Here is a 24,878-nt window from a genome sequence, read left to right on the forward strand (position 1 = left end):
AAGGTTCTTCGGTCGAGCGTTCAGCGCACGGGCATGACCAGGGTGGTGAAGCTGCCCTGGTCGGCGGAGCGGACCACCACCGGCCGGTCCGGTGCGGAGAACTCCAGCAGGACGTCGGGCCCGACACCGGCTTCCAGCGCCGGGACGAGCACTGCCGGATCGAAGGCGATGCGCAGCGGTGGCCCGGTGTGCACGGCGGGCCGCTCGACGGTGCACCCGTCGCGGTCGGTGATCAGCAGGTGCCCGTCGTCGGTGCGCAGGACGACCGGGCCGGGCGCTTGGAGCAGCGCCGCGCACAGGGCGCTCCGGTCGGTGATGACCCGGTTCTCCGGGGCGGGCAGGTCGTCCAGGATCAGCTTGTAGTCGGGGAAGGTCTCGTCGCAGGTCGGCAGGGCACGAGACCGGCCGCCGCCGTGCAGCCGCGCGCCGCGGTCGTCGACCTCGATGCCGACCTCGGCCAGCGGCAGCGCCCACGACGCGATGTCGGCCAGTGCGGCGGCGTCGACCACCAGCCTGGTCGCGGCACCGTCGGTGAACGCCGGGCGCAGCGTCCGGACCGCCAGCCGGTAGCGGTCCGTGGCGACCAGCCGCACCTCCTCGTCGAGCTCGACGAGGATGCAGCCCAGCACCGGGAACTCCGCCCGGGCGGCGGCTCCGGCGACCGACGGTGACACCTGGCGCACGGCGCTGGACAGCTCCGCTCCGCCGAGGCGGACCAGCGTCCGCCGCTCACCGCCCGGCAGCGAGCGCAGGATCTCCCCGATCTCGGCCTGCGCGGCCGCCGCCACGTCTCGCGCCCGCTGCGCGTGGGCCGTCAGCGCGGCGCGGGCCTGCTCAGCGGTCCCGTCGAGCACCGCGCCGACCTCGGGCAACGGCACTCCCGCCGCCCGCAACCGGCGCAGCAGCACGGCGCGGGAGAGCTGGTCGGGGGAGTAGTAGCGGTACCCGGTCACCGCGTCGACGTGCGCGGGGATCAGCACGTCGCAGTCGTCGTAGAACCGCAGCGCGCTCGGCGTCAACCCGGCCTGCCGGGCGAAGGCGCCGATGTTCAGGAGCTCGTCGTCCATGAGAGCGATTGTCGGCCTTCAACTCGCTTGAAGGTCAAACCCGGAATCTGGCCGGTGGCGTCGGGCGCGGGGCTGGGTTCGGGTTCAAAGCGGTGGGTTGTCACCCTGGGTGGTGTAGCGATTTCAATTGAAATTGGATCCGTCACGTTCGCGACGGAACCTGCGGTGGGGAGCATCCGATTTCTACCGAAATCGCGGAGGTTTCCCACTGTTCGATCAGTGGTGGTGCGGGGTCCGGTCGAACGGGAGGTGCAGGTCCACAGTAGACCACTGGCGAGGTGCTGCTGCGGGCGCCGCACCAGCACGACGTGAGGGTCGCACCTGTGCTGGGGTCAGCGCGGTTTCTTCGCTGCTGGCGCGGAGGTGGCGCGGTCGCGGTCGAGGTGGTCGTCGAGGTGCTCCAGGAGGCGGCGGAGTTCGCCGACGAGGTGTTCGTAGTCGGCGGGGCTGTAGTCCGGGAGCAGCCGTGCTTCGTTGGCGAGGTGGAGGCGGAAGATCCGGTCCACGACCTCGGCTCCGTGCTCGGTGAGGCGGACGCGGACCGAGCGGCGGTCGTCGGTGTCGCGGATGCGCTCGACCAGGCCCTTGGACTCCATCCGGTCGATGCGGTTGGTGACCGTGCTCGAGGTGATCATCGCCGCGTCGAGCAGTGCGCCGGGGGTGAGTTCGTACGGGGGACCGGAGCGCCGGAGCGTGGTGAGCACGTCGAACTCCCACACCTCCAGCCCGTGCTCGGCGTAGAAGGCCTTCAGCGCGCGGTCGAGGATGCGGGACAGGCGCTGGACCCGCCCCACGATCGCCACCGGCCACAGGTCGTCGGCCAGTTCCGGTGCTTCGTCGCGCCACAGATCCATGATCACGTCGACGCTGTCGGTCATCTCCGCTCCTTACCTCGACGTCGAGATTACCCCGACCGCGCTCAGCACCAGACCACCGCGGCTACCAGGGCTGCGGCGGCCCGGCCATCAGCCACCCCGCTTGATCCGCGCCGCCAGCTCGGACAGCAGGTCGGTGAGCAGGGTGCGGGTGAACCCGTCGGTCAAGACCCCGTCGTCGAACCGTTCGTGCGCGCGGAACACCATCACCTCCGGCTTGGCGAGGACTTCGGCGCCGACGCTGGTGAGGATCTGGCGCAGGCCGAGCTGGGCCCGCACCGTGCCGAGAGCGCCGGGCGAGGCGCCCGCCACCGCGACCGGCTTCCCGCTCATCCCGGAGCCACCGGGCATGCGGCTCATCCAGTCGATCGCGTTCTTCAGCGCCGCGGGGATCGCCGAGTTGTGCTCCGGTGTCGCGATCAGCAGCCCGTCGGCCCGCAGGATCTGCCGGTGCAGTTCGAGCACGGCCTCCGGAAGCGGGTTCTGCTCCAGATCTTCGTTGTACAGCGGCAGATCGCCGAGGCCGGGGTGGACGTGCACGGAAATCGAGCCCGGTGCGAGGTCACGGGCCGCCCGCAGCAGCGCGGTGTTGTAGGGGCCCGCGCGCAGGCTGCCGGACAGGGCGAGGACGTGGTGCTCGGGGACGGTCATTTCGTGCTCCTGTTCATGGACTGGCCCGCCACGAGGGCGAGCAGGGCGATGGTGAATCCGGCGAGTTGCCAGGGCGTGAGCGTCTGGCCGAGCAGGGCGAACCCGACGGCGGTCGCGACGAGCGGGTTCACAGTGGACAGCTGCGACACCGCGGTGGGTGCGAGTCGTTGCACGCCGCGGAACCACAGCGTGTAGGCCAGTGCGGTGCCGACGAGTCCGACGTAGACGAACCCGGCCACGTTCTGGGCGGTGATCGTCGCGGGCAGCCCTTCGGCCACGAGGGTCAGCGGCCAGAGGACGAGCCCGCCGATGGTGAGCTGCCAGCCGGTCATGGTCAGCGGCGGGACCGGTGAGCCCCACTTCTTCCCGAGCACGATCCCCAGGCCCATGATCGAAGTCGCGGCCAGCATCGCGGCGACGCCGACCGGGTCCGGCGCGGTGATGGCAGTGATCGTCATGAGCCCGATCCCCATCGCGGCTACGACGAAGGCGAGCAGGATCCGGCCCGGGGTGCGGGTCTTCAGCAGCACCGCCGCCAGCGCGGCGACGACGAGCGGTTGCAGCGCTCCGAGCGCGGCGGCGAACCCGCCGGGCAGCCGGTAGGCGGCGAGGAAGAGCAGCGGGAAGAACGCCCCGACGTTGAGGAGCGCGAGCGCGATCGCCTTCGGCCACCACCTCCCGCGCGGGAGCGTCCGGGTGAGGGCCAGGATGAGCAGCCCCGCGGGCAGGGCCCGCATCGCCCCGGCCAGCAGTGGCCGATCCGGTGGGAGCAGCAAAGCCGTTGCGGCGTAGACGGTTCCGAAGCCCGCGGGTGCGAGCGCGGTGAGCGCTACGTCGCGCAGCGGCACCGGCGTCCGGCGGGGCACCGCGGGTGCGCTGGTGGTGATGGTGGCCATGTCGTCCGTCCTCGGTTTGTCTCGATATCGAGATAGAACCAGCAGGGGACTGTCGCTGTCAAGTATCTCGTTATCGAGATTTTTACGGCGGCGATGCTGGCGGCTCGGCTCCGGTCCGGCGCGTGTTGCTCCGTCAGGTGCCTTGGATCGAGTGGGTGGGTATCCGCGATCGCTTTCCGCGATTTCCCCGGACGAGTCGGGATTGCCGTGCGGTTCCGGCCCGAAACGGCCGTCCCGCAACGGATTCGGGACGCCCTCACCTCGCCCTGCCGACGAGAGCGTCGTGTAGGGATACCGCCACGGCGGTGATCTCGCCTACCGTTGAAGACATGGACGATGAGCGCGGGATGACTGCGCGACGGGTGCTCCAGCTCGCCGCTGCCCTGCTCGCCCTGACCTCGTGCACGACCGCTCCGGTCACCGCCCCACCGGAATCCCGCTGGGGCCGACCCGCAGTGGTCGCCGACGGCCTCGCGGCGCCGTGGTCGATCGCGTTCCACGAGGGCACCCCGCTGATCAGCGAGCGGGACACCGCCCGGATCGTCGAGCTCTCCCCGACCGGGGACGCCCGCGAGATCGGCACGATCGCAGGCGTCGAGGGCACCGGCGAAGGCGGGCTCCTCGGGATCGCCGTGCGGGGCGGGCACCTGTACGCGTACTTCACCGCAGGCGAGGAGAACCGGATCGAGCGCTACGAGCTCACCGGTGGTGCGGGGACGCTGCGGCTCGGCGCACCGCAGGAGATCCTCGGCGGAATCCCCGCTGCCGGCAACCACAACGGCGGACGCATCGCGTTCGGCCCGGACGGGATGCTCTACGCCACCACCGGCGACGCCCAGACCCGCAACAGCGCGCAGGACCTCGGCTCCCTGGCGGGCAAGATCCTCCGGATGACCCCGGACGGCGGGGTCCCGCCGGACAACCCGTTCCCCGGCTCGCTCGTGCTCAGCTACGGCCACCGCAACGCGCAGGGCATCGCGTGGTCGGCGAGCGGGACGATGTACGCCACGGAGTTCGGCCAGAACACCTGGGACGAGCTGAACATCATCCAACCCGGCGGCAACTACGGCTGGCCCGAGGTGGAGGGCATCGCACACCGGGACGAGTTCGTCGACCCGGTCCAGCAGTGGTCCCCGGCGGACGCCAGCCCGAGCGGTATGACGATCGCGGGGGACACCGCCTACGTCGCCAACCTGCGCGGCGAGCGGATCCGCGAGATCCCGCTGACCGACCCGGCGACCTCGGTCGAGCACTACACCGGCGAGTTCGGCCGCCTCCGGGACGTGGTCCTCGCCCCGGACGGCAAGCTGTTGATCCTCACGAACAACACCGACAGCCGAGGAGACCCGCGCCCGGGCGACGACCACCTCCTGAGCACCGTCCCGGACTGACCTCCCGCTCGCTCAGGACGCGACGGGATTCCCGCCCTCCGCCAGGATTCGCGCTGCCGGATCCGGCCCGTGCCTGCCGTCGAACTCGTCGAACGCGGCCTCGATCTCCGCGTGCACACCGCGGACGTGCGATCCCCACTCGCGATGGGAGCTCGTTCGCGACATCGGTGAGGCGTTGCGCATCGATGTCGGCGAGCGCGACCTTCGCTCCTGCGGCGACGAGAGCCCGGGAGAGGCCGAGGCCGATCCCCGATGCCGCGCCGGTGACGAAAGCCGCTTCTCCTGCTGGCCAGACCATGTTCTGCTCCGCTCTCCCGGGGAATGACAACGACGAGCCTCGCCCGCGGAGGAGCGACCCGGAACCCGCCAACCGCAGCGCGTTCGATGCCGATCGACCGCCAGCTGTCGGGCCGCGCAGGAGACGCGCCCGATCCGGATCGCTCGGCCGGTCACCTGCGTGCGAACGGCGGGACGATTCGCCGAGATATCTGCCGCACCCGGCGGTGGCACCGGCCCGCGTTCCGGCCGAATCATGGAGGAAACGTCACCCGGATGCGGGTGCACCGCAGTGGGAGGAACCCGATGACCCGGAACACCCGACCGCCGTTCGACCCGGAGCTGGAAGCGGTGCTCGCCATCGTCAACGCGGAGGTCCCGGCCATCACGCCGGAGACGATCCCGGCGCTGCGCGAGGCGGGCAACCAGATGGAGGCCGTCGAGGAGATGCTGCGCACCGCGGGAGTCACCCGGCGCGATCTCACGATTCCCGGGTACGAAGGTGCCGACCTGCCCGTATCGGTGTTCGCGCGCGCGGATCACACGGAAGCGGGCCCGGGTTTCTACCAGATCCACGGCGGCGGAATGATCATGGGCGACCGCACGACGGGGATGAGCCACTTCCTGCCCTGGATCGTCGAGCACGACGCGGTCGTCGTCGCGATCGAGTACCGGCTCGCACCGGAGTTCCCCGACCCCTACCCGGTCGAGGACTGCTACGCGGGCCTGCTGGGGACCGCCGAGCACGCCGCCGAACTCGGCATCGACCCCGATCGCCTCATCATCTCCGGCGCCAGCGCCGGCGGCGGACTCGCCGCGGGCACCGCCCTGCTGGCTCGCGATCGCAAGGGGCCCGAGCTCGCCGGGCAGGTCCTGATCTACCCCATGCTCGACGACCGCGATCAATCCGTTTCGACGGCCCAGTACGACGGTTTCGGGCTGTGGGACCGCCAGAGCAACCTGACCGGGTGGAACGCTCTGCTGGGCGAGCGACGCGGCACCGAGGACGTGTCGATCTACGCCGCTCCGGCGCGCGCCACCGATCTGTCCGGGCTCCCGCCTGCGTTCATCGACTGCGGCTCCGCAGAGGTCTTCCGCGACGAGGACGTCGCCTACGCGACGGCGCTGTGGCGCTCCGGCGTCCAGGCCGAGTTGCACGTGTGGCCCGGCGGGTTCCACGGGTTCGACGTGGCCGCCCCGCACACCGCGCTCGCGCGCGGCATGGCGGCTGCCCGCAACGCCTGGGTCGCCCGGCTGCTCGAAAGCTGACCGCCTGCTGAATCCCCCTGACTCCGACCAGCGGAAAGTGTGATCGAAGTTGTCCGTGATGAAGGCCGTCGTGTGCCGTGCCGGAGAGCTGAGCGTGGCGGAGATCCCCGCCCCGCGGCCGGGACCCGGCCAGGTCATGCTCAACGTCGCCAGAGCGGGGATCTGCGGATCCGATCTCCACGCGCGCGTCCACGGGGACTACCTCGCCGAGATGGCCGCGCAGGTCGGGTACCTCGACGCTCCGCGCAGCGATGACGAGGTCGTCGGGTACGGGCCAGGTACGCACCGCCGCTGGAAACCGGGCACGCTGGTGGTGTCGATGCCGATGCGCCGCGACGCCGCAAGATGCGAAAGTGGCAGAACATGCCTAGCCGGGCATCTGCGAATCAGGCGGTCGAGTACCGCATCGTCATTAGCGAGATGGCGGCGAGCCCACTCCGCGGAGCTGGGAAAAGAACTGGTGCGCGATACTGGGATTGAACCAGTGACCTCTACCGTGTCAAGGTAGCGCCTCCGGTTTCGCGACCAGCGTCTTCGTTCTCCGCCGCAGGTCAGCGGCCCTCCTTCCTCCTCGTTCCGACGGGTTCTGACGCGTTGCCGCGTGTTCCCGTCGCCATGAAATCGCCATGTGATCATGGAGGAGGATCCGTGATTTCGCGCCTGAGCCGTCTCCGGCCAGCTCGCCACCACTCGCCGCCCACCCCCGTGCGGAGTCCATGCCAGCAGACCTGGGCGCGCTGTTCCTCGTCTTCAACGCGGGGTGAACAGGTATGAATCCAGATCACCGGCCACGGCGCCCGGACTACTCACTGCAGGTGCAGTGCGCCTGCACTCTCCTGGTAGCAGTTGGCGCGGCCTACGTCTCCTACCGGCATGGTCGAGCCTTCGCCCTGCGCTTCGGCGCAGACGAGACCACCGCCACGCTCTGGCCGCTCATCGTCGACGGCCTGCTCACGTTGGCCACAGTCGAACTGTGGAAAGCCGGCCACCGCCATCGCCCGGCCGGGCGATGGAAGGCATGGCTGTCGTTCACCCTCGGCATCGGGTTGTCGCTGTGCGCCAACATCGCCTCCGCACCCGAGCTGAACGCCTTCTCCATCGCCGTCGCGGCCTGCCCACCGCTGGCACTGCTGTTGTCAGTCGAGCTGCTCAACCAGGCGCTCAAGCGGCGCCGCGCGGAGATGACAGGAGAGACCGTTCAGGAGCCCGACGACGAGAGTGCATCACCCCAGCCGCACTCGACGGCCCCGGGCCAGATCAGCCAGGCCTCGGTAACTTCTGCGGGGATCGGGGACGTGCCAGTGCCGTGCACGGCCGTAAACAACATCCCTGGCCACATCGCTGTCGGTGCCGACGCCGTCCTAGAGGCTCCGCACGGCGACGATGACGATCCACTGAGCGAGGAGGCATACCGACTCGACGCTGAACACTGGCTTCTGTATCAACGTCCAATCTCAGCCGACACGCTCCGTCGAGAGCTCAGCATCGGCTCAACCCGAGCCCGCGCTCTCACACGCCAGATCCGCCAACACCACCAGCTAGGAGCGGTGCCTGCAACGATGGGCTGAGGCGATAGCCTTGCGATCAAGCCATGGGCGAAGGCGACTTGCCGCGGTGGGCGACCGAGGTTCGGCGCCTACCGCGCGGTCAGGTACTACGCCGAATGGCGGAAGTTTCCCGAAAGTCGGTGGGAGCATCGGCGCCGGGTTCGACAACTGAATTCGCAGGTGGCCGGATGTCCAGCACGTTGCCAGGCGACTTCGGAGGATGTGCGAGCGCGTCACGTTCTTAGGAAGTAACGCTAAATGGTCAACGTCATCGGTTCGATCTGAGGGGACTTTAGGGCGAGCTACGGGCTGTCCTGCCCAGCGCGCCACGGTGCTTCAGGATCTTCCAGAGTTTCGAGCAGCAAGCGAGCAAAAGTGGTCGCTGCACCGGCTGCCAGGTGCGCGTGCCTGGGGGAGAGCTTGAGCGTCACTCCGCGGCCGTGGCCAGTGCCGATCTTGTTGCGAAGCTCTGCGACACCCACGGCCATCGAGGCGAGTGAACCGAGGATGCGCTTGACAGCCTCGCCAGCGGGAGCCGTCGGCGCGAGCGTTTCGGGATGGAGTTTCAGGGCTTTGAGGGTGACCTTCACGAGTGCAGGTACGTCGTCGTTCTCGTCGTACTCGATGGTGAGCCTCTGAAGCACCAGCTTGCATACGGACTCGATGAGCTCCTTGCTTGATCCGATCACGACAGCAGGATCACCTTCGAGGCCACGTTCCAGGCGGGTCAGATGCTCGCGCAACACAGCCTCATCGACCTGGGACGACGGCAGCGTTGGAAGAACAACAGCCGAGGTCGGCCGGATCGTCCCGTCCGGCTGCCGCTCGAACCCGTCACGACGTAGCCGTTCCAACAGGCGAACGCGTTGAGGAGCAGGCGTACCGTCCCAGTTCATCATGTCCTCAAGCACCAGCTCGAAAACTGGCATCAGTGTGAGGCAGTCACGCGGGTCGCTCAGGTCCAGAGAATGCAGGTACTGACGGGCCGTCGTTCGGCGTTCGCCCTGTTCTTCGGGTGCCTCGCCCGGGGCGACCGGCACGATCCCAGCGTCGGTGAAGACATCCTCGATCGTCCGGATGGTCCATGACGCGGCGAATTCGTCTAGCAGTGCCCGAATCGTTGCCTTGGACAAAGTTCCTGCCACGCCAAGCCACCTTAGCGATAGCCCAGCGCGGCACCGCACGGCCGCCCGACATCGGAGCTTGCGGCCACGCGCACATGGCCGGTCAGCACCATTCGGTTCCGCTGACCGCAGTCCACCTGCCTCATCCTGGTTCTGTACCGCCCTGATGTCTTGAGGGTGCCGTCGAACGTTTGCATTCATCGGTGCGGTCGATCGCAGCGTCTCGGGCTGGCGTTGGAGGAGCTCTCGACGAACTGTTCGCGGTGTCCAGGGCCAGCCTCGCAGCGCTGAGGCCAGTGTGCGATCAAGCTAGTTGCACTGCGCTACCCAGTAGGATGCTGGTAGAAGATCCACGAGGAGGCGTTGGTGCGGGACATCGAGGACAGTCTCGGACGGGCATGGAACCCGCTTTTGCGTCCCTTGGTCGCAGAGGCATGGCGCTGCTACAACGCAGGCGCTGTACGTGCCTCCATCGCCGCGACTTGGACAGCAGTTACCGCCGATCTCATTGACAAAATCATCGCCCTCGCTGACGACGGCGACGGCGATGCACAGAAATTCCGGAAGCAAATCGATGCGGCGCGGGCTAAAGGGATCAGCACTGATGGGGTCCGCGAAATGCAAGCTGTCGAGGCCAGGCTGCTCGACGAAGCCGCGCGGCTAGAACTGATCGACTCAATCGGATCACGTGAGCTCGCGCGGATACGTGAAGACCGGCATCTATGCGTCCACCCATCGCTGCGTCATCTCGGTGAGGTATACGAACCGCGCCCAGAAGTCGCTCGCGCTCACCTCGCTGTCGCACTAGAAACGCTGCTCACGCATCCGCCGACGCAAGGACGTAAGGCGCTAGAACAGTTCGTCACCTATGCGTGCGATCCATTGTTTTCCGCGACACCTGCCTATATTCAGGCCGTGTACTTTGATCACGTACGCGCAGCAACTCGCCGCAATCTCATTGACATTGCGGCCAAGCACGCCCTATGCGAACTTCCCATCCCCGCAGAATACTCGGCAACCGAAACAGTCGTCGCCGACAGGATGGCTGCAAGCCTGAAAGCGTTCGCCTCGCGCGACCGCGATCTAGTGCGGACGACGATGGCTAGTCTGGTTGATCGATTCCGCCGAGTCGACAGTGAAGTGCAGGTACGCGCACTAGGCCGTTTAGGTGATCAGGACTATTTCTGGGACATGCTCGATCAGCCCCTGGTAGATCGGCTCGATGACCTGGTCTCTCGATCGACGCACGGAACAGAGCCGTGGGCATCCCTCCCCGGCGATGTCGCAACGATGCTTGCCATAGTTCGAGAGCCCATCGCGCGTACGCGACTTCCTAGCCTGGAATCTTTATTTGAAAAATTGCAGCCAGCGCACCGTGCGCAGGTCGCAGCTGTAAGTCCTGCCCCCTACTTTGCCCGCCGCATAGACGATCTGTTGGCCAGTGCGCACAGCTACCGCGCTGCCGAAGATATCGGGTACACCATTGTTGTGCCGCACGGCCCGTACTACAGCCTGGAAATGCTCGAAGAAGTACTTGATGCCTGGAAACAAAACGATCAATGCCGTGTAGCCAGCGGAATGTTGATCGTAGCTGAGCAACTACTCGCGGCAACCGATCACTTGGGTGTCGAACGTTATTCAGTGTTCCGGGAGTTCGTGGATACGGTTAAGGCGATTGAACCGAAGGGCAGCCAGTACACCTATCACGAGCTAGACGAAGCTCTCCTTACCTCCGGGCACTGACCCCATGAGTCGACAATGACCGATAGTATCGGCCGCGCTGGAGTCTACGGCGTCGGCCTCATCGTTTCAAATGTGTTGCAGTGGAAGTTCCGCGAGCAGCACGAATCAGACTGCGGGATAGACGCTATCCTCGAAGTTGCGATGCACGATCGACCAACGGGTCAGCTGCTAGCCATCCAGATCAAGTCTGGCGCCTCCTACTTCCGTGAACCCACGCCGTCCGGCAGCGGCTGGGTGTTCCGCGAATCGAGAAGACCGCGCCTCCTTGACTACTGGCTCAGCTTCGACATCCCTGTCTTGGTCGTGCTCTATGACAGCGCCCGACAGATCGCATACTGGCAGCAAGTCACCTCCACGACGGCAACGCGGACTCATACCGGGTTCAAGCTGATCGTACCCAGAGATCATCGCCTGGACGCATCTGCGGACTATCCACTTCGCGCTATGTCCGCGGCCTGGACACCCGAACGTGAGTCCGGACAATTCCAGATCGTTCGAGCAGTTGCAGCATGCCGTGCAGCTGGCTTACCAGTGGTTCCTAGTAGTCAACTATGGCAGACGTTCAACTCTGGCAGTGCAGAAGTGCTGGCAGTTGACCGCCCTGCCCTGGCGCATCAACTACCTCTCCGTGGCGATGCCCGCGCTGTTTACCGAAGTAATGAGCACTCCGACATGCCGGCTCAGTTCGACATGCAAAGCCTGTCCGGCTCCTGGCATGTAGCGCAGGAAACAACGGTGTATGTGTGCGAGAATCCGATCGTCATGCACACAGCTGCGGCAAAGTTGGGGCAGCGATGCAAGCCACTAATATGCCTCAATGGTTACCCGTCCCGGGCGACTAAGTACCTACTCCTCGGGCTTGCTGGATGCGGTGCTCGGATGCTTATTCACCCCGACCATGACGCACTCGGTAAGCGCCTCATTCGTGATTTGTCCTTCGCGGCTGTGGCGCCAGAGCCCTGGCGCCACAGATGTGTTGGTTCGACATCGCACCACGAGGAACGCTGCCTCGATCACATGCTTTCGGACCTAGCGATTGAGAGTTAGCTCCTTCGATGACCTTCCCAATATCGCCTGAACTGTATTTCCAGCGGAGCCGGAAGGCATAGCTTGGGAATGACCTGGGACGGTCGCAGATCAAGCGTGGGGACGCCGCGGATTTACTGATGACGGTGCCCATGGAAACGGTGTAGGCGACGTTGGAAGCAGGGCCGTCGGGTGGGCTGCGGGATGGGCTGCTGGATCTCAGGTAGGCGGTCTATCGCGCCGACGGCTCGCCCAATCACACGCACGTCTCCTTCCAGCTCTGCTACGTTGACCACGATAGGCCAGGTTGAGCAACGGCATTCAGGGGGTCGAGTGGGCGAGCTGGGTGGACTTCAAAAGTACCTTTACTGGTCAGAGAGGCGGGTACTTCAATGGCTTGAGGGATCCGATATTAAAATACCCAAGCCAAGTCAGCAAAAGCTGACAACGCCAAACTTCGGCAACTTTGCTCCGGCGATAGAAATATCTCGCCCATCGTGCGATGTGTCCAAAACCAAGTTGGCTGAACTATTTAGCAGATCGCTCGGAAAGCGCATCGTCTCGAACCTCGATTCACCGGCCCCTATTGAATTTGCTCAAGGTGTCGGATCCGTGTTGTACGGCCAATTTGTATCGCCGGATGGTGAACCCTTGCGGGCTCTAATGTACTCCAGGGTTGAAGTTGAAAATCAGGATCAGGTTGCGGTGTGCCTCTTTGGGAGTATGGAAAATCTAGCCGACTTCATTGCAGATTCTGAGCCTGTGAAAAAAGGATGGACAGCCTCCTCTGCTGGAGACATTGAACTCTTCCTGAAAACTGGAGAAGTTGACGACGGGATGTACCTAGATTCAGTGGAAGATCTAGCTCGCGAAGCCGTAAAAATCGCCTGTCGGCAAGGGGAGACAAGGCCCGACAGGACGGACGGATACTATCGTGGGTTTACCTATGGTGAAACACGAGACGTTGCGGAGTGGTGTGCCGAAATATACTGGGACGTCGACTTGTCGGAAACTCCATGCGGGCCAGAAGAAGGGCATTCACGCGTGCTGATTGGCGCCCCGCTGTGGGTCCGCACGCCGTCACTTCGCAGCGTCTACTTGTACTCCGAATACACAAAGCGGGAATGGCAGAATATTTCCCAAGATGCACAGCAAGTCGTCAGGGAGTCATTCTGGAAGCGCCTCCAGGGTGCGCTACGTATCATGCGCAAATAGGTAGATAAGGGTGACTGTCAAATATTTGGAGGTGTGCGTCGATGCGAAACTACGCGCAGCGAGTTGCGAAAAAGCTGCAGGCCTGGGCTGATACGCAGGATCCGACCGTCGCTGAGGTCATCGTGGGACATGTCGAAATCCATGACGCTCACGATCGATTTAAACCGGTCCGTGTGGATCTCCGTGAACTCAGCGCCGAGCAGCTTCGATACATGTTTGGCGCCGAAGCCGCTGCGCGAACCGGATCCGGTGCAATTAAGCGCAGCTATGAGGTCGATTCGGCCGATCAATTGCGGTACGCCGCAGCTCGGATTGGGTGTTTGCTTGACCACTCCGGGCTTGGTCCTGGGGATCTTCGCTGGCCGTGCAACGCCTCCTCTCTGGTGCGGGCCCTGCAACTGGGAGCTGCGGCATCCAGTGAACTGGTGAGGGAAGCGACTGAAACGACAGGGCGCGAGCTTGCAGCCGGCCGCACCGTGCTGACCGAAGCGGCTGCTCCTGGCTCTCCCAGGCAAGCCGATGCCATCAAGCAGTTCGAGAGCCTCCGGGACACAGCGGCGCAACACCTTGCCGACGCAGCTAGAAATCTTGAACAGCTCGGTGCGCTTACTGATGCCCTGGAGCGCCCTCCTGGGCCCGCAGCCACCGAGGACGGCGCAACGCTCGTCGACGAAGCTGTCTTGGAGTACAAGGTTTTGCCGTTCATGAGCGGCATCGGCAGGTACCACATCCGGGTTTTCAAGCCCGACGATGCCAAGCCGCTTGTCGTGATCGGCGATCTTAGCGATAACCAGTCAACCTCAGTCATGAACAGCGTGGAGGAGATTGCAGCTGCAGCAGCCGAGAGCCTACTTAACGGAGCAGAGTGTCATGCGGCGGAGTGGGCCCAACTCGTACCTGCTGAACTGTTCCCCTCCCCATCGAATACAGATGTTGTTCCTGCATATGAGCGGGAGCGCACGGAGAAGATCGAGCTCGTGCGCTTCGGCGAACCGTTTGGAAGCCCTGACTTTCGGCCGATCGACCGCGGCAGGCTCGAAGAGCTCGCCGGCGGCCCTGTTCGATCCTGGCACGCCAGCAACTACACCTCCGCCGAACTCGTCAGGTCTGGTGCTCGGATCATCCGCCCGGAGACTCGGTCACGGGTTCCTCAACCCAAGAGACCACCACATTTCAAGGTCGCAGTCGTAGCCGATCCTGATGAGCGGGCTGGCAACGGTGTCTCCGCGGACGAGGCCCAAAGGGATGCCGGAACCAGTCGAAGCCGACGACGATGGTGGTGGCCGGTCAAGCCGCGCAGCAACGGCTCTACCACTTGATCACGCAGTTGCTCCGGGATGGCAGCAACGCCAGCGTCGACCACGTGGCTGCCCCATCCGCTCAAGACCATGACCAATTGCATCCGAGTTCGGCGGCCGGCGAGCAGGCGGTGTACACCTGCCAGGTGTCGCTGCGTGCTGCAGCACCAACAGGTTCTCTGCTGGTGTTGCAGCGCATGCAGAGCAGTCCTCGGATGAGTCCTGTGCGGTGATCGTGATCAAGGTGATCGGGTGGGCCAAGGATCGGGCACGGACCGGCGGCGCGACCACGCCAGTTGTAGTAGCTGATCGAGCACATGGCGCAGACGCCGCCTTGTGCAGCAGCAAGAATTTTGTGTGCAGCTTCACGCCGACCGTGCGACGTCTTGGGTGTGGTGGCGGACGGTTCGACCAGCCGGATCGTGTGGTCGGCGTCTGGGTGAATCCATCGCCAGCGTCCGTCGCTGCGCGGTTCAGGAACTATCTGCGTTGCTGCGATTCCGGTGTACTTGCGCCAGGTCGCCCAAGCGCCCAGAGCGCCTGGCGATCCCCACGACGCGCGCAGGTTCCCCAGCGTGAGATCGCGGGCAAGGCTCTTGCCGCCGAACTCACGCTGATGTTGCGACGGCAAAGAGATCAACACAGCGCTGTAGGCGACGACGCCGGGATCAGTGGAACCGATCCGCGGGATGAGCTGCACGTGCGAGTCGTGCACGAGCCGGACGAAATCGGCCTCGTTCAGCGCATTTTCCGCAGCCTGGCGGATCGTCCGCTCCAGTATGTAACGAGGGGGTTCATCGAGACGAAGTCGCTTCGCCAACTCGACTTCGCCGCGATGGTAGTTGGCACGCGGGGGCTGTGAGATGCCATCCCGGGGCATGATGCGCGGCCAGTCGGGTGTCGTCGCTGTCGCTTGCAGGTCATCGATCATCGCGTTCACCTGGTCAAGCGATACTCCGGCCAGTGGACGTCGTAGCTCGCGCTGCAGATAGTCGAAGGAGAACTCCTTACCTACATCGAAACCATCGACCAGAGCACGCATTCGCGCGGAGTCGATCAGTCTGTGCCGTTCCAACAGGCGCGCGGCTTCGTGCACCACCGATGCCTCGTCCAGCGGATCCCACCACGTGCTGTTGGTCGCGCGCTCGGCAACAAGGAGAACATCCTCGCCGCAAGCCAGGGCACAACATCCCTGTGCGCTGGGTGTGGGTGCACAAGTTCTGGGCAGCGGACCGGATCAGCATCTGTAGAACGGTCTCGACGCACTCGATGAACTCGGGGTGGCAATCGCCGCAACAGATCTGCCGTACAACCGGCACTGCGCCACCCGGCACCGCATCGGGCTCGCCGGCCCACAAGCCTTCATGAGGAAGTCGATCCACCCGTCCTCCTTACAACGGACCGCGTCACAACCGGAATCGGTTACCAGCGCGCACGTTATACAGCCACACCGACAGAATGTTGAGTACGGAGATCCGTCCGGCCGTTTTCCTAGACCAACCTCCCGCTGCCCAGGGTGGTTCGCTACCGAAAGGTCGCAACCTCCCCGAGCCAAGCCAGTCACGCGGTGGCCGTCTGCCGTTGGTGGCTGATCGTCGACTCGTGTCGTCGGAAGATCCCTGTGCACTCACTCGTTCGAGCGAAGTCGAGTCGAGGGACTTCGGGAACTGTCAGGGGCTGGGGGCATAGTTGCGCGGGCCGGGACCTGGGGGAATCTCGGCGGCCGTTGCAGACACGCCGAACGATTGGATGGGCAGCCGGGTGGGAGTATTCGCAGATCAGAGCATGAACACTCAGTCGAGTCCTCTCGTCGAAAACATCCAGTTGGATGAAGGGTGCCCAGAACACTTGCGTGCAACGGTGATTGAAGCAAGCTGGCCGATAGGTGCGATCTGTCCGCTGGCGCCGGGTATGAGAGAGGCGAGCTGACGGTGACACGACTCTTCGATCGGGTGTTGGCACACGGCTCACGCATCAGCTTGTATGACCTCCTCGAAGCTTATGCTCACGTCCTGGAGCGAAAAGAAGACAAGGTGGCAGCCCGCGAGCACGCCGAGCGTTTGCAGAACCCTGCGCTGATCCAGTTCGCCAAAGCCGTCCGGCCACAGGGCAGCGGCGTGAGGACGGACGTATGGAAGCAGGCAACGGTGGTCAGCGCGGACAACGTTGTGCGCTACCTTGCCCAGCATCGGCTCGGCGAAGGCGATCTGCGCGCGATGCTGGCCAATATCGCGGTCGTCCCTGCCTATGAGCACATGTTTGTGGAAGCTCGTTGCGTTGGTCCCGGAATGCTGGCCGGAGCATCGGCTTTCGGGTGGTTCGTGATGTGTGAGGAACACGCTGACGGCGGCTGGCAGATGACAGCGGCGCTTACGCTCGAATGGAGCAAGGGGCATCCAATCGGGCCGATCGCCGTATTGCATTGGCGCCTCGACGAGCGCGGCCGATACGTGGCCGACGAGACCCGCGAACCACTTCAACAAGCACAGTTCCCGGAATCACCGGAGCATCCGGGCGTGCTCAGCGATCTTTGCGAATCGTTTCTCAGCATGGCCGACGGAGCTGCAGGTGCGCTGCTCATGACGTTGGGGATGATGCACTGCAAGAACGTCCAGACCGACACGATCCAACCGGAGGTGAAGCAGTCGCAACGGCATCAACGCCGTCACGGACAGCCATTGACGCGGTACCACGTCATCGACGTTCACCCCGTGACGCGCACGCTGGATACCGAAGGCCATGCTAAGCGGGACGGTATCGGTGTCGCCTTCCATCGATGCCGTGGCCACTTCAAGACGTTCCGCCCGGATGCGCCCTTGTTCGGCAAACTCACCGGGCAGTACTGGTGGAACGCTCACCAGAGAGGCGACCACCGCAACGGAACCACTAAAACGGCCTACCGCGTGCATCCGCCCGCGGACGACCACGTGGGCGTGGTCTACGAAGGCCGACTTGCCGAGTTGCTGCCTTCGTACGGTGCCGCTGAGGAGGGCAGCCTTGACCGGTCAGCGAACGCGAAGGCAGCCCATGACGCTGTTCAAGACCAGCTCGCCGCCGCCCTCACAGAAGCCGGCTTCACGCCGCTACGCCCCGCACCACACGAGCCCCAGTACGACCTTGCCTGGCAACACGGCAACGAACTGTGGATCGCCGAGGTCAAGAGCACGACCGCTAGCAACGAGGTACGCCAAGTCAGAGCAGCGATCGGCCAAGTGCTGCACTACCGCAGTGAACTCGCCAACGCGGGCCGGACTGTCCGTATGGTTATTGCCACCGAGCATCCCGTGAACGACCGAGCGCTTATCGAGGCATGTCGAACCACCGACATCGCCCTCACCAGCCCTGCCGAGTTCAACCAGCTCATTCAAGCCCAAGCAAGCTGAGGATAAGGTGCGGAAACCAAGGGCAACACCCATCGAGCCGCGCCACCGCACCACCGCTCCAAAGGCAGGGAAACGAGCAGCTCTCGTGCCGGTATTGTGCCGGGTTCAACAGCATGGCCTCTCACAGCCTTGACAGACCCGGAACCCAGCGAGGCCTCTAACGGTCCGTGAGGGCGTATGGCGTCGTCCACGACCGTCGGATCGGCGGTCGTGGACGAGGAGAGGCCAGATCCCTTTCGTACGCGCCCGATCCAAGGCGGGTAAGTAGCGTCAGAGCTTGTGTCTTGATCCAATTGGGCGATGTCTGCTGAATCTTGTTCGGGGAGGACTGCCTGTTCCTAGCCTGTAGGTCGGTCAGGATGAACCGATCTCGGGAGGATCGAGCCTGTGGGCGACGGATTCCGCGTCGATCTAGCGGCACTGAAAGACGCGGCTGGCGGGGTGTCGGGAACGCTGGAGCAGGCCAGCCGCCGCAAGGTCAGCGACATCGACTGCGACAAGCAATCGGTGGGCCATGACCGGCTTGCGGACACCGTCGAGGACTTCTGCACTCGCTGGTCGCTGGGTGTGGAGAACCTCGCCAGAGACGCGCAGGAGATCTCCGGGCGGCTCACCGAGTGCGTCACGGTCTACGAGGAACTGGATCAAGGAGCTCAGGACCGCTTCAACAAGATCCTGCAGGGCATGGGCGAGGATCCGGCAGCGCGGTGATAGCGGAACTCGGCGAGACCAGCGATCCCAAGGCCCTCGTACCCGGGAACGCGGACAGCATCCACAAGACCGCGTGGTCGATGACCGTGTACGGCGACCTGCTGCACGAGGCCGGATCCGGGCTCCAGCGCATCGACACCACCGAGGGCTGGAGCGGTGAGGCGGCCGAGCAGTTCCGGTCGGCCTTCGACGGCGAGCCGGCCAAGTGGCTGGAGGCTGGCGACTGCTTCCACACCGCGAGCAAGGCCCTGAAGACCTACACCACCACACTGACGTGGGCCCAGGACCAAGCGGCCGAGGCGGTCCGTTTGTGGGACCAGGGCCAGGCCACGACCCGTGAAGCCGCCGCCCAGCACGACCGGGCCGCGCAGCAAGCCCCGCCCGGCGCTCCGGCGGTCCCTTTCACCGATCCCGGCGAGGCCCAACGCCAAGCCGCCCGTGACACGCTCAACCGAGCCCGGAGTCAACTCGCTGCCGCGGGCGAGGTCGCCGCCGATGCCGTGGGCCAGGCCCGCGACCGAGCTCCGGAGGAGCCCGGTTGGCCGGAGCAAGCGGCGAGCGCGGTTGGCACCGCTGCCGCGCACGCGGTCAATGCCGTGGCCTCGTTCGGCAACGCCGTGATCAACCATCCCGAAATGGTCCTCGGCGCGGTGGGCGGTGCCGCGCTCACCGCGGTTAGCTCCGCCGGTGTCGTCGCCAGCGGGGCACTCGATGCCAGCGGCGTCGGGGCCATCGCCGGCGGCCCCCTCGGGGTCGTGTCGGCAGCTGGAGCCGTCACCGGCGTCGGCATGGTGGGGGCGTCGATCGGAGGGATGGCTTACGAAGCCGCGGGAGACGATGCGGTCGAGGTGTTCGATACCGACGGCAGCGACGACCTGCCGAACCAGTCCACCGAGGCCACCGCGTGGGACCAGGTTGCGGGGAACGCACCGAACCCGGCAGACATCCATCTCCCGGAACTCGACGGAATCCACATCCTCGACGGCGGCGCCGACGGAACAGGCGGTCACTTCTACGGCACAGGAATCCCGGGTAAGACCGAGTTCCCCGAATCCTGGGACGACGCCGCGATCCTCGGCGCGGTCGAGGAGGTGGCCAAGAACCCGGACAGCCCGCCGGTGCTGTCCGACAGCGGGAACTACCGAGTCAGCGGAACCGTGGACGGTGTGGAGATCGGCGGCTACGTGACACCGGAAGGACAGGTCAAGACCGGCTTCCCCGTGCGCGGCGAGGGAGTCGTGCGCAACGACGAGTTCGGCAACCCCCACCCAGTACCCTGAAGTAAGTGAGCGGAGACAGAACGACGATGGACACCAAGCTCAACGAGGCAGCACGCGAGCTACTGGAGCAGCTCGCTGACCGCCTCCCCAAGCGTCGGCTGCCCGCATACCGCGCACTCGCCGACGCCGGCGAGACGGCTCAGCTGCTCAACGAGCTGTGCAAGATCCTGATCGGCCGCGGCACCGCAGTGACACCAGCAGAGAAGGCAACGCTGACCCAGCTGCTAGATACCGTCCCCGCCGGCGACTACGACTACATCAACAACCGCGACCAGACCCTGGCCGCGATCCAAGTCGCCGAGCAGCCACAGGCCACCACCCACGACGACTTGCGCGCGCTCAGCGCGGGTACACATGCCCTTCTGGAACGTCTGGCCGATCGCCTCCCACAAGACCGATTGGAGGAGTACCGCACGCTGAGTCGTGTCGGTGAGTGGTCGATGCTGGTCGATTTGTTGTCGGCGAGCCTGGTCACCCGACGGATCCCGATCAGCCCTTCCGAACGGGATGCACTCGCCGCTCTGCTGAACTGGTTCCGCCCGGCCGCGGTGGCCGATCTCGCCTACGTCCGCGACCGCGAGAACACTCTCGCGGCGCTGAACGTCACCGACCAGCCCTGAGCGGACCACCGCGAGCCCGCCCTGGAAGCGCTACGAAAAGAGGCGAAGAACTGTCAGATCCGCGTGGTAGCGAGTAGCCACCATGTCGAACCGGAAACACAACGCCGCTGCCGAAGCTGTCCTGTTCGCCGTATCCACCCGATGTGCTTACCCGGATTGCCGGATTCCTACCGTCAGCCTCACTGCTGACGAGAAGGCGTCCAAGAACGTGCAGGCCGCGCACATCGTTCCCGTCTCCAGCTCCATGCCCCGCTGGCGAAAGATGGACCCGGCCGCACGCGACAACTACCCGAACCTGATCCTGCTGTGCACCGCGCACCACAACCTGGTCGACAAGAGTGCCCGCGCTCACCAGTTCACCGAAGCGATGCTGCTGCAGTGGAAGCACGACGCCGAACACGAGTTACGGGAGAAGTTCGACGGGATCGACCGCTATACCTACACCGAGATCCAAACCATGATCACCCTTGCCAACGAGAAGGGCACCAATGTGATCATGTCGGGCATCGGTGAGCTGGGGAACAAAGTCAACGCCGGAACAGCGAAGATCCTTACCGTGCTGTACCAGCAGGCAGCCGACAAGCGCCGCGACTACGAAGCAGCCGCGATGTTGCACACCGCCGCCGAGAGGCTGACATCGGGTGACTTCGCCGATACGGTGTACGCTCTGGGCGGTGCTGCTGATCGACTCGTGGATTTTGGGGATACCGTCAGCGAATTGCAGACCGCCACTGGAAAGCTGAATGCCTTCAGCCTCGATGTGTTCATGAACGCGGTGGACGACGCCAGCACCGTGGTCAACGCTATCCAGAACGCTGAGATCAGCACCGGTCCCGATGCCACCGCGTTAGCTCGCACCGTCGCGAAGCACGTCATCTCCGCGCTCGATGAAGACGGCAACCGGCAGGCCGTTAGCCCGGTCCCCGAGATACCTCGGTTCGACTGGAAACACGTCTTGCTAACCGGGATCGTGTTGGGTGTTGCTCTGTCCGCATTGATCATCTGGGCTGTGGTGTGGCTGACCCAGCGGTCGTAACCGTGTCGCCCATCCCAACCCTACCTACACGCGAACTCCGGTTAGAGCACGCGCCCCAGCGCCGACCTGCCGAAGGCAAAGCGGGGTGGCCAACGATAGCGACCACGCCCGCGCCGACATCCCTCGTGAGCCTGACGGTCGTTGCTGCTCCGGTCCGGATAGGAGGGACAGCTACCCGCACAACGTCATTTCCGGCGTGTTGTCGCGGTCAAACTCGCCTCGGGTGACGCCATCTCGGAATGCCGCGACTTCGGCTTCGGTGAACGTCAGCTCCGCGGCCGTTCCACCGGGCTGAGGCACGGTGCTGCGGAAGGCGTACATCCCGTCGGTGCGGCGAGTCATTTCCAGGCAGAGGCCGCTGGTCTGCCCGGAGCGCGTACTGGTGAGGAACTGGTCGAACTGCGCTTCGGTGAACACGAGGCGGTGGTCGTCCGGGGCTCCGAAGGCGGTCTTGTCGTCGCGGAGCTCGACCCAGCCGTCCCGGCGGGCAACGCGCACGCACTCCTTGTTCGGTTGGCTGGCGCTCGCCTTGCGAAAGTCGTGTTCGGCGAAGGTCGGCGGAGTGCTGGTCATGAGTGGTTGTCTCCTCGGATGCTCACTTCCTGAAGTCCTGGAGGACCGACTTCAGGAACTTTCGGGTCTCCCCGAACCGTAGCGCGGCGTTGGAGACGCGAGCCCAGGCCGCTTCGTGCGCAGCGAGCGCCTTCTTGTCGTCGAGGTAGCGGATCTCGCCTTCGCCCTCGATGTAGACCAACTCCAGCGGTCCGGCCGCGCCAGGCGAGGGCACGTGGATCATCGTGAACGGGCTCGCGATCGGGGACCGCTGGCCGGGAGACTGCTCGAACGGCATCACCTGGAGCATGACGTTCGGCCGCTGCGAGAGCTTGATCAAGTGGTCGATCTGCTCGCGCATAACCTCTGCGTCACCCCAGACGCGCCGCACGCACGATTCGGAGAGCACGAACTGGACAACTGGCGGCTCCGGCTTGTCCAGGATGTCTTGGCGGGCCAGTCGCGCCTTGATCCGATCTTCCAGAGACACCTCGCCGGTTTCCGGCTGATCGGAGTGTTGCGCCCGGACGTAGGACTCGCACTGCAGCAGTCCAGGCACGACCTCGACCTGCGCCGCGCGGATCTGGCCGGCGTGCTTCTCCAGGTCCACCAGCAACCGAAGATCCTCGGCGTAGGCGCGGTTGTGCCCGGTGCTCCAGAAGCCGCGCTTGTGGTTGTCTCGTCGCAGCTCGCGAAGGGCCTCTTGATAGCCCTCGTCATCGAAGCCGAGTTTGCCGGCGAGCATGACCAGATCACCAGGCGAGATACTGCCGCCTCCGTTGATCAAGAGTGCGATGCGGGACTGGCTCGTCTCGATGAGCTTGGCCGTCTCGGCCTGCGAAATACCAGCTTGCTCGATCATGTGTGCGATCTCGCGGCCGAGCAGCAGCTTCTTGGCAGTACGAACCGTGGCTGACATCGGAAGCCTTTCCGTGAAGCGTGGCGGACACTGCAGAGCTTCGTCTCGAAGGCAGGGTATCGCCACCTTCCACCCGAATGGAGGGGTAACCAAGACTTGCAATGCAAGCTTTCATCACGCACCCTTGGTCGTGTCAGGGCTGAAGATATGCGATCTCGGTTCCATCCGAGCACCCGGCCCGGCGACGTGTACGGAGCTCACCGCTACCCATGATCTTTCAGTCTGCAAGGCGGGTGTCGGTGCTGCGTGATCGGGAATGTAGGCCACGTCCACAAGGGAGTACGCCATGGCTTCCGACACGAGACACGAAGTGCCATGCACCGATGTAGCAGGACGAAAGAGGGCGGTATGCGCCTTCCCACTCGCTGGTGGCGGTGTGGGGATCCAGCCACCGCCTGGTGAGTGGTTCGAGCTGGATGGCACCCAGCTTCGGGACTTGCTCGTCGCGGCTCGGGAAGCGATGCGGGAGTCGCACGACAACTACGCCCCGGTGCCTCGGACGATCGTGGCGGGTGGGACATGTTCCTGAGCGAGATCAACGAATCGGTGCGGCAGCGCCTCGACGACGTGGCGCGGATCGTCAATGACGGTGATGATCACGCTGTAACCGAGGTTGCCCGCTCGGAGGTGCCACACCTCGTCGGAGCGGTCTGGGCGCTACTCGCAGAGCACCAGCCCAACGAGCTCGGCGAGTGCCCGGCGTGTTCCCGCGGTATGTGGCGGTGGCAGCGGCCGTGGCGCCGACCGACCTCCCCGTGCAAGGCCTACCTCTCGGCTTGGCGGGCCTTATTCGACGAAGCTCGTGACGAGCCTCGTCACGCCTCGCACTGAAACCCCTTGGCCCGGTTTGGCTCCTGGTTCCCCGGCCCGAGAGCCAGACCGCCGGCGGGCGACGCGTCGCCGGGCTGCACCCCGAAGCAGCCAATGACCTCGACGGCGCGTCGCCCGCCGGGCCTACACGAACCGCCTTGCACATCCATCTCCGGCACGGCGTGATCTTCTCTTCGTCACGGGCACTTCTCGTGGTGCCGTTCCCAAACTCCCGGCGGGCTGCGGTGATTCCCCGACACCCGTAGTCCGCCGGGCCCCACCAGCGGAGTGATGCCGATGTGGCAGACAAGCCGCAGCCTCTCGGTCCTGGAGTTGCTGTCAAAGCTGGGATATCCGCGCGGTCGACAGGACTGGACGGTCCGCGGCCGTGACGCCCGCGGACGGCGGGTCCGGCTGCGTGTCGGCCTGGCCCCTGAAAGCGTGACGCTGGCGGCCACGCGCGACGGGCCAATCACACTGTCGCCGCTGGAAGCGGGGCGGTTGAGGGCCGCAGTGCGGGAGGCCGTTTACCTCCGAGCACTACTGGCGACACCAGGTGCCCGCACCCGCCATCGCCGCACCGTGCCGCTGTATGGGGCGTTTTTCGCCTCCAGGAAACAGTCATCAACCAGGAATTGCGAGAACAGCCATGACGCTCCAAGGCAGAGGATTCACCTACGGACCGCCAAAAAAGACCCACGAGGACACGCAGCATGACCTCGCCGCTTCCGCAGACTGGTATCGGAAGCAGCTGAGCTGGCCGGTGACCTTCGATCCCATTCATCGCCGACTGGTCCTGCGCACCGGTGAGATGCTGGATGCCGTCGTCATGCCGGACTGGTTGGCCAGGCAGGTCGCGACCGACCTTGAGTTGAGTCTGCTGGCAGGCCCGATTTGCATCGATGCCACCGAAACTTGGTGGACCTTTTTCATCCAGCCCGGCCAGAAGAAGGGAACCGATGTTCCCCCGGAGCTCCGTCGCTGCCGGGTACACGTCGTACCGAGTGGGGGCCAGAGCATCGTTCCCTGCCACCAAGACACCCACTACTGGCGGGTTGCTCCGAAACTCAACGGGACATTGCCACCGTGGACCGCTGTGATGGGGACTGCGAGACGAGTCCTGAGCTACCTGGAGCCCTAGAGCATCGTACTTAGATCGTCCATAAAGGACAGGGTGCCTCGGCTGGCT

General features: G+C 64.9%; 23 protein-coding genes and 1 pseudogene. 14 read left to right on the forward strand and 10 right to left on the reverse strand.

Features of this window, described 5'->3' with window-relative positions:
* Positions 1 to 20: 20 nt before the first annotated feature.
* The 4 genes from ATL45_RS23115 to ATL45_RS23130 form a co-directional block, all read right to left on the reverse strand.
* Positions 21 to 1,067, reverse strand: coding sequence for a MerR family transcriptional regulator (locus ATL45_RS23115; RefSeq protein ID WP_093148555.1), 1,047 nt, complete (start codon positions 1,065 to 1,067; stop codon positions 21 to 23).
* 332 nt (positions 1,068 to 1,399) lie between these two features.
* Entirely contained in the window at positions 1,400 to 1,945 is a 546-nt protein-coding gene (locus ATL45_RS23120; protein ID WP_093148560.1) for a MarR family winged helix-turn-helix transcriptional regulator, read from the reverse strand.
* Positions 1,946 to 2,032: 87 nt separating this feature from the next.
* A complete protein-coding gene (locus tag ATL45_RS23125) occupies positions 2,033 to 2,593 on the reverse strand; it encodes an NADPH-dependent FMN reductase (RefSeq protein WP_093148564.1) in 561 nt (186 codons plus the stop codon).
* Positions 2,590 to 3,489: an EamA family transporter gene (locus ATL45_RS23130; protein ID WP_093148568.1), complete on the reverse strand. Its 900-nt coding sequence runs from the start codon at positions 3,487 to 3,489 to the stop codon at positions 2,590 to 2,592. Before ATL45_RS23130 ends, ATL45_RS23125 begins: the two co-directional genes overlap by 4 nt.
* Positions 3,490 to 3,818: 329 nt before the next feature.
* On the opposite strand from ATL45_RS23130, the gene ATL45_RS23135 reads away from it, so the two are divergent.
* The gene (locus ATL45_RS23135) at positions 3,819 to 4,880 is read left to right on the forward strand and encodes a PQQ-dependent sugar dehydrogenase (RefSeq protein ID WP_211841266.1); all 1,062 of its coding nucleotides are present in this window, start codon (positions 3,819 to 3,821) and stop codon (positions 4,878 to 4,880) included.
* 12 nt (positions 4,881 to 4,892) lie between these two features.
* Here the strand turns inward: ATL45_RS23135 and ATL45_RS39720 are convergent, their stop codons facing one another.
* Together ATL45_RS39720 and ATL45_RS39725 are read right to left on the reverse strand one after the other, a co-directional pair.
* On the reverse strand, positions 4,893 to 5,045 hold the full coding sequence (locus ATL45_RS39720) for a hypothetical protein (RefSeq protein WP_170210113.1): 153 nt from the start codon (positions 5,043 to 5,045) through the stop codon (positions 4,893 to 4,895).
* Between the two features lie 34 nt (positions 5,046 to 5,079).
* A pseudogene (locus ATL45_RS39725) lies at positions 5,080 to 5,178 on the reverse strand (hypothetical protein); the annotation flags it as partial.
* 284 nt (positions 5,179 to 5,462) lie between these two features.
* Between ATL45_RS39725 and ATL45_RS23145 the strand changes: the two are divergent.
* The 3 genes from ATL45_RS23145 to ATL45_RS23155 all read left to right on the forward strand — a co-directional run bounded on the left by ATL45_RS23145 (position 5,463) and on the right by ATL45_RS23155 (position 7,993).
* Positions 5,463 to 6,425 carry an alpha/beta hydrolase gene (locus tag ATL45_RS23145; protein ID WP_093148571.1) on the forward strand — a complete coding sequence of 321 codons (963 nt, stop codon included), beginning with the start codon at positions 5,463 to 5,465 and terminating at the stop codon, positions 6,423 to 6,425.
* Positions 6,426 to 6,483: 58 nt separating this feature from the next.
* The gene (locus ATL45_RS40255) at positions 6,484 to 6,933 is read left to right on the forward strand and encodes an alcohol dehydrogenase catalytic domain-containing protein (protein WP_121505384.1); all 450 of its coding nucleotides are present in this window, start codon (positions 6,484 to 6,486) and stop codon (positions 6,931 to 6,933) included.
* A 262-nt stretch (positions 6,934 to 7,195) separates the two neighbouring features.
* Entirely contained in the window at positions 7,196 to 7,993 is a 798-nt protein-coding gene (locus tag ATL45_RS23155; RefSeq protein WP_093148573.1) for a DUF2637 domain-containing protein, read from the forward strand.
* A gap of 281 nt (positions 7,994 to 8,274) precedes the next feature.
* On the opposite strand, the gene ATL45_RS23160 is transcribed toward ATL45_RS23155, so the two are convergent.
* Positions 8,275 to 9,117: an abortive infection family protein gene (locus ATL45_RS23160; RefSeq protein ID WP_170210322.1), complete on the reverse strand. Its 843-nt coding sequence runs from the start codon at positions 9,115 to 9,117 to the stop codon at positions 8,275 to 8,277.
* A gap of 345 nt (positions 9,118 to 9,462) precedes the next feature.
* Here ATL45_RS23160 and ATL45_RS23165 point away from each other — a divergent pair, with 345 nt between their 5' ends.
* The 4 genes from ATL45_RS23165 (at position 9,463) to ATL45_RS38455 (ending at position 14,399) form a co-directional block, all read left to right on the forward strand.
* A complete protein-coding gene (locus ATL45_RS23165; RefSeq protein ID WP_211841268.1) occupies positions 9,463 to 10,839 on the forward strand; it encodes a hypothetical protein in 1,377 nt (458 codons plus the stop codon).
* Positions 10,840 to 10,854: 15 nt separating this feature from the next.
* Entirely contained in the window at positions 10,855 to 11,886 is a 1,032-nt protein-coding gene (locus ATL45_RS23170; RefSeq protein WP_093148582.1) for a DUF4365 domain-containing protein, read from the forward strand.
* Positions 11,887 to 12,198: 312 nt separating this feature from the next.
* On the forward strand, positions 12,199 to 13,080 hold the full coding sequence (locus tag ATL45_RS38450; RefSeq protein WP_143121575.1) for a hypothetical protein: 882 nt from the start codon (positions 12,199 to 12,201) through the stop codon (positions 13,078 to 13,080).
* 41 nt (positions 13,081 to 13,121) lie between these two features.
* Complete coding sequence (locus ATL45_RS38455; protein ID WP_143121576.1) at positions 13,122 to 14,399, forward strand: hypothetical protein; 1,278 nt, start codon at positions 13,122 to 13,124, stop codon at positions 14,397 to 14,399.
* Between the two features lie 61 nt (positions 14,400 to 14,460).
* Here ATL45_RS38455 and ATL45_RS23175 read toward each other — a convergent pair whose 3' ends face one another.
* Complete coding sequence (locus ATL45_RS23175) at positions 14,461 to 15,477, reverse strand: endonuclease domain-containing protein (RefSeq protein WP_093148584.1); 1,017 nt, start codon at positions 15,475 to 15,477, stop codon at positions 14,461 to 14,463.
* Positions 15,478 to 16,309: 832 nt separating this feature from the next.
* Between ATL45_RS23175 and ATL45_RS23185 the strand changes: the two genes are divergently transcribed.
* From ATL45_RS23185 to ATL45_RS23205, 5 genes are all read left to right on the forward strand, one after another.
* Positions 16,310 to 17,761, forward strand: a complete 1,452-nt coding sequence (locus tag ATL45_RS23185; RefSeq protein ID WP_143121577.1) for a hypothetical protein — start codon at positions 16,310 to 16,312, stop codon at positions 17,759 to 17,761.
* Positions 17,762 to 18,148: 387 nt separating this feature from the next.
* Positions 18,149 to 18,472 (forward strand): hypothetical protein, encoded by a 324-nt coding sequence (locus ATL45_RS23190; protein ID WP_093148593.1) that lies wholly within the window; start codon positions 18,149 to 18,151, stop codon positions 18,470 to 18,472.
* The gene (locus ATL45_RS23195; RefSeq protein ID WP_093148596.1) at positions 18,469 to 19,752 is read left to right on the forward strand and encodes a putative T7SS-secreted protein; all 1,284 of its coding nucleotides are present in this window, start codon (positions 18,469 to 18,471) and stop codon (positions 19,750 to 19,752) included. Before ATL45_RS23190 ends, ATL45_RS23195 begins: the two co-directional genes overlap by 4 nt.
* 26 nt (positions 19,753 to 19,778) lie before the next feature.
* Positions 19,779 to 20,372: a hypothetical protein gene (locus tag ATL45_RS23200; protein ID WP_093148598.1), complete on the forward strand. Its 594-nt coding sequence runs from the start codon at positions 19,779 to 19,781 to the stop codon at positions 20,370 to 20,372.
* Between the two features lie 82 nt (positions 20,373 to 20,454).
* The gene (locus tag ATL45_RS23205) at positions 20,455 to 21,408 is read left to right on the forward strand and encodes an HNH endonuclease signature motif containing protein (RefSeq protein WP_093148601.1); all 954 of its coding nucleotides are present in this window, start codon (positions 20,455 to 20,457) and stop codon (positions 21,406 to 21,408) included.
* 171 nt (positions 21,409 to 21,579) lie between these two features.
* Here the strand turns inward: ATL45_RS23205 and ATL45_RS23210 are convergent, their stop codons facing one another.
* Both ATL45_RS23210 and ATL45_RS23215 read right to left on the reverse strand, forming a co-directional pair.
* Positions 21,580 to 21,981 (reverse strand): DUF397 domain-containing protein, encoded by a 402-nt coding sequence (locus ATL45_RS23210; RefSeq protein WP_093148605.1) that lies wholly within the window; start codon positions 21,979 to 21,981, stop codon positions 21,580 to 21,582.
* Positions 21,982 to 22,003: 22 nt separating this feature from the next.
* Entirely contained in the window at positions 22,004 to 22,879 is an 876-nt protein-coding gene (locus tag ATL45_RS23215) for a helix-turn-helix domain-containing protein (protein WP_093148609.1), read from the reverse strand.
* 1,459 nt (positions 22,880 to 24,338) lie between these two features.
* Between ATL45_RS23215 and ATL45_RS23230 the strand changes: the two genes are divergently transcribed.
* On the forward strand, positions 24,339 to 24,830 hold the full coding sequence (locus ATL45_RS23230; protein ID WP_093148619.1) for a hypothetical protein: 492 nt from the start codon (positions 24,339 to 24,341) through the stop codon (positions 24,828 to 24,830).
* Positions 24,831 to 24,878: the final 48 nt, after the last annotated feature.

It is taken from the genome of Saccharopolyspora antimicrobica (assembly GCF_003635025.1).
GTDB classification, from domain to species: Bacteria; Actinomycetota; Actinomycetes; order Mycobacteriales; family Pseudonocardiaceae; genus Saccharopolyspora; species Saccharopolyspora antimicrobica.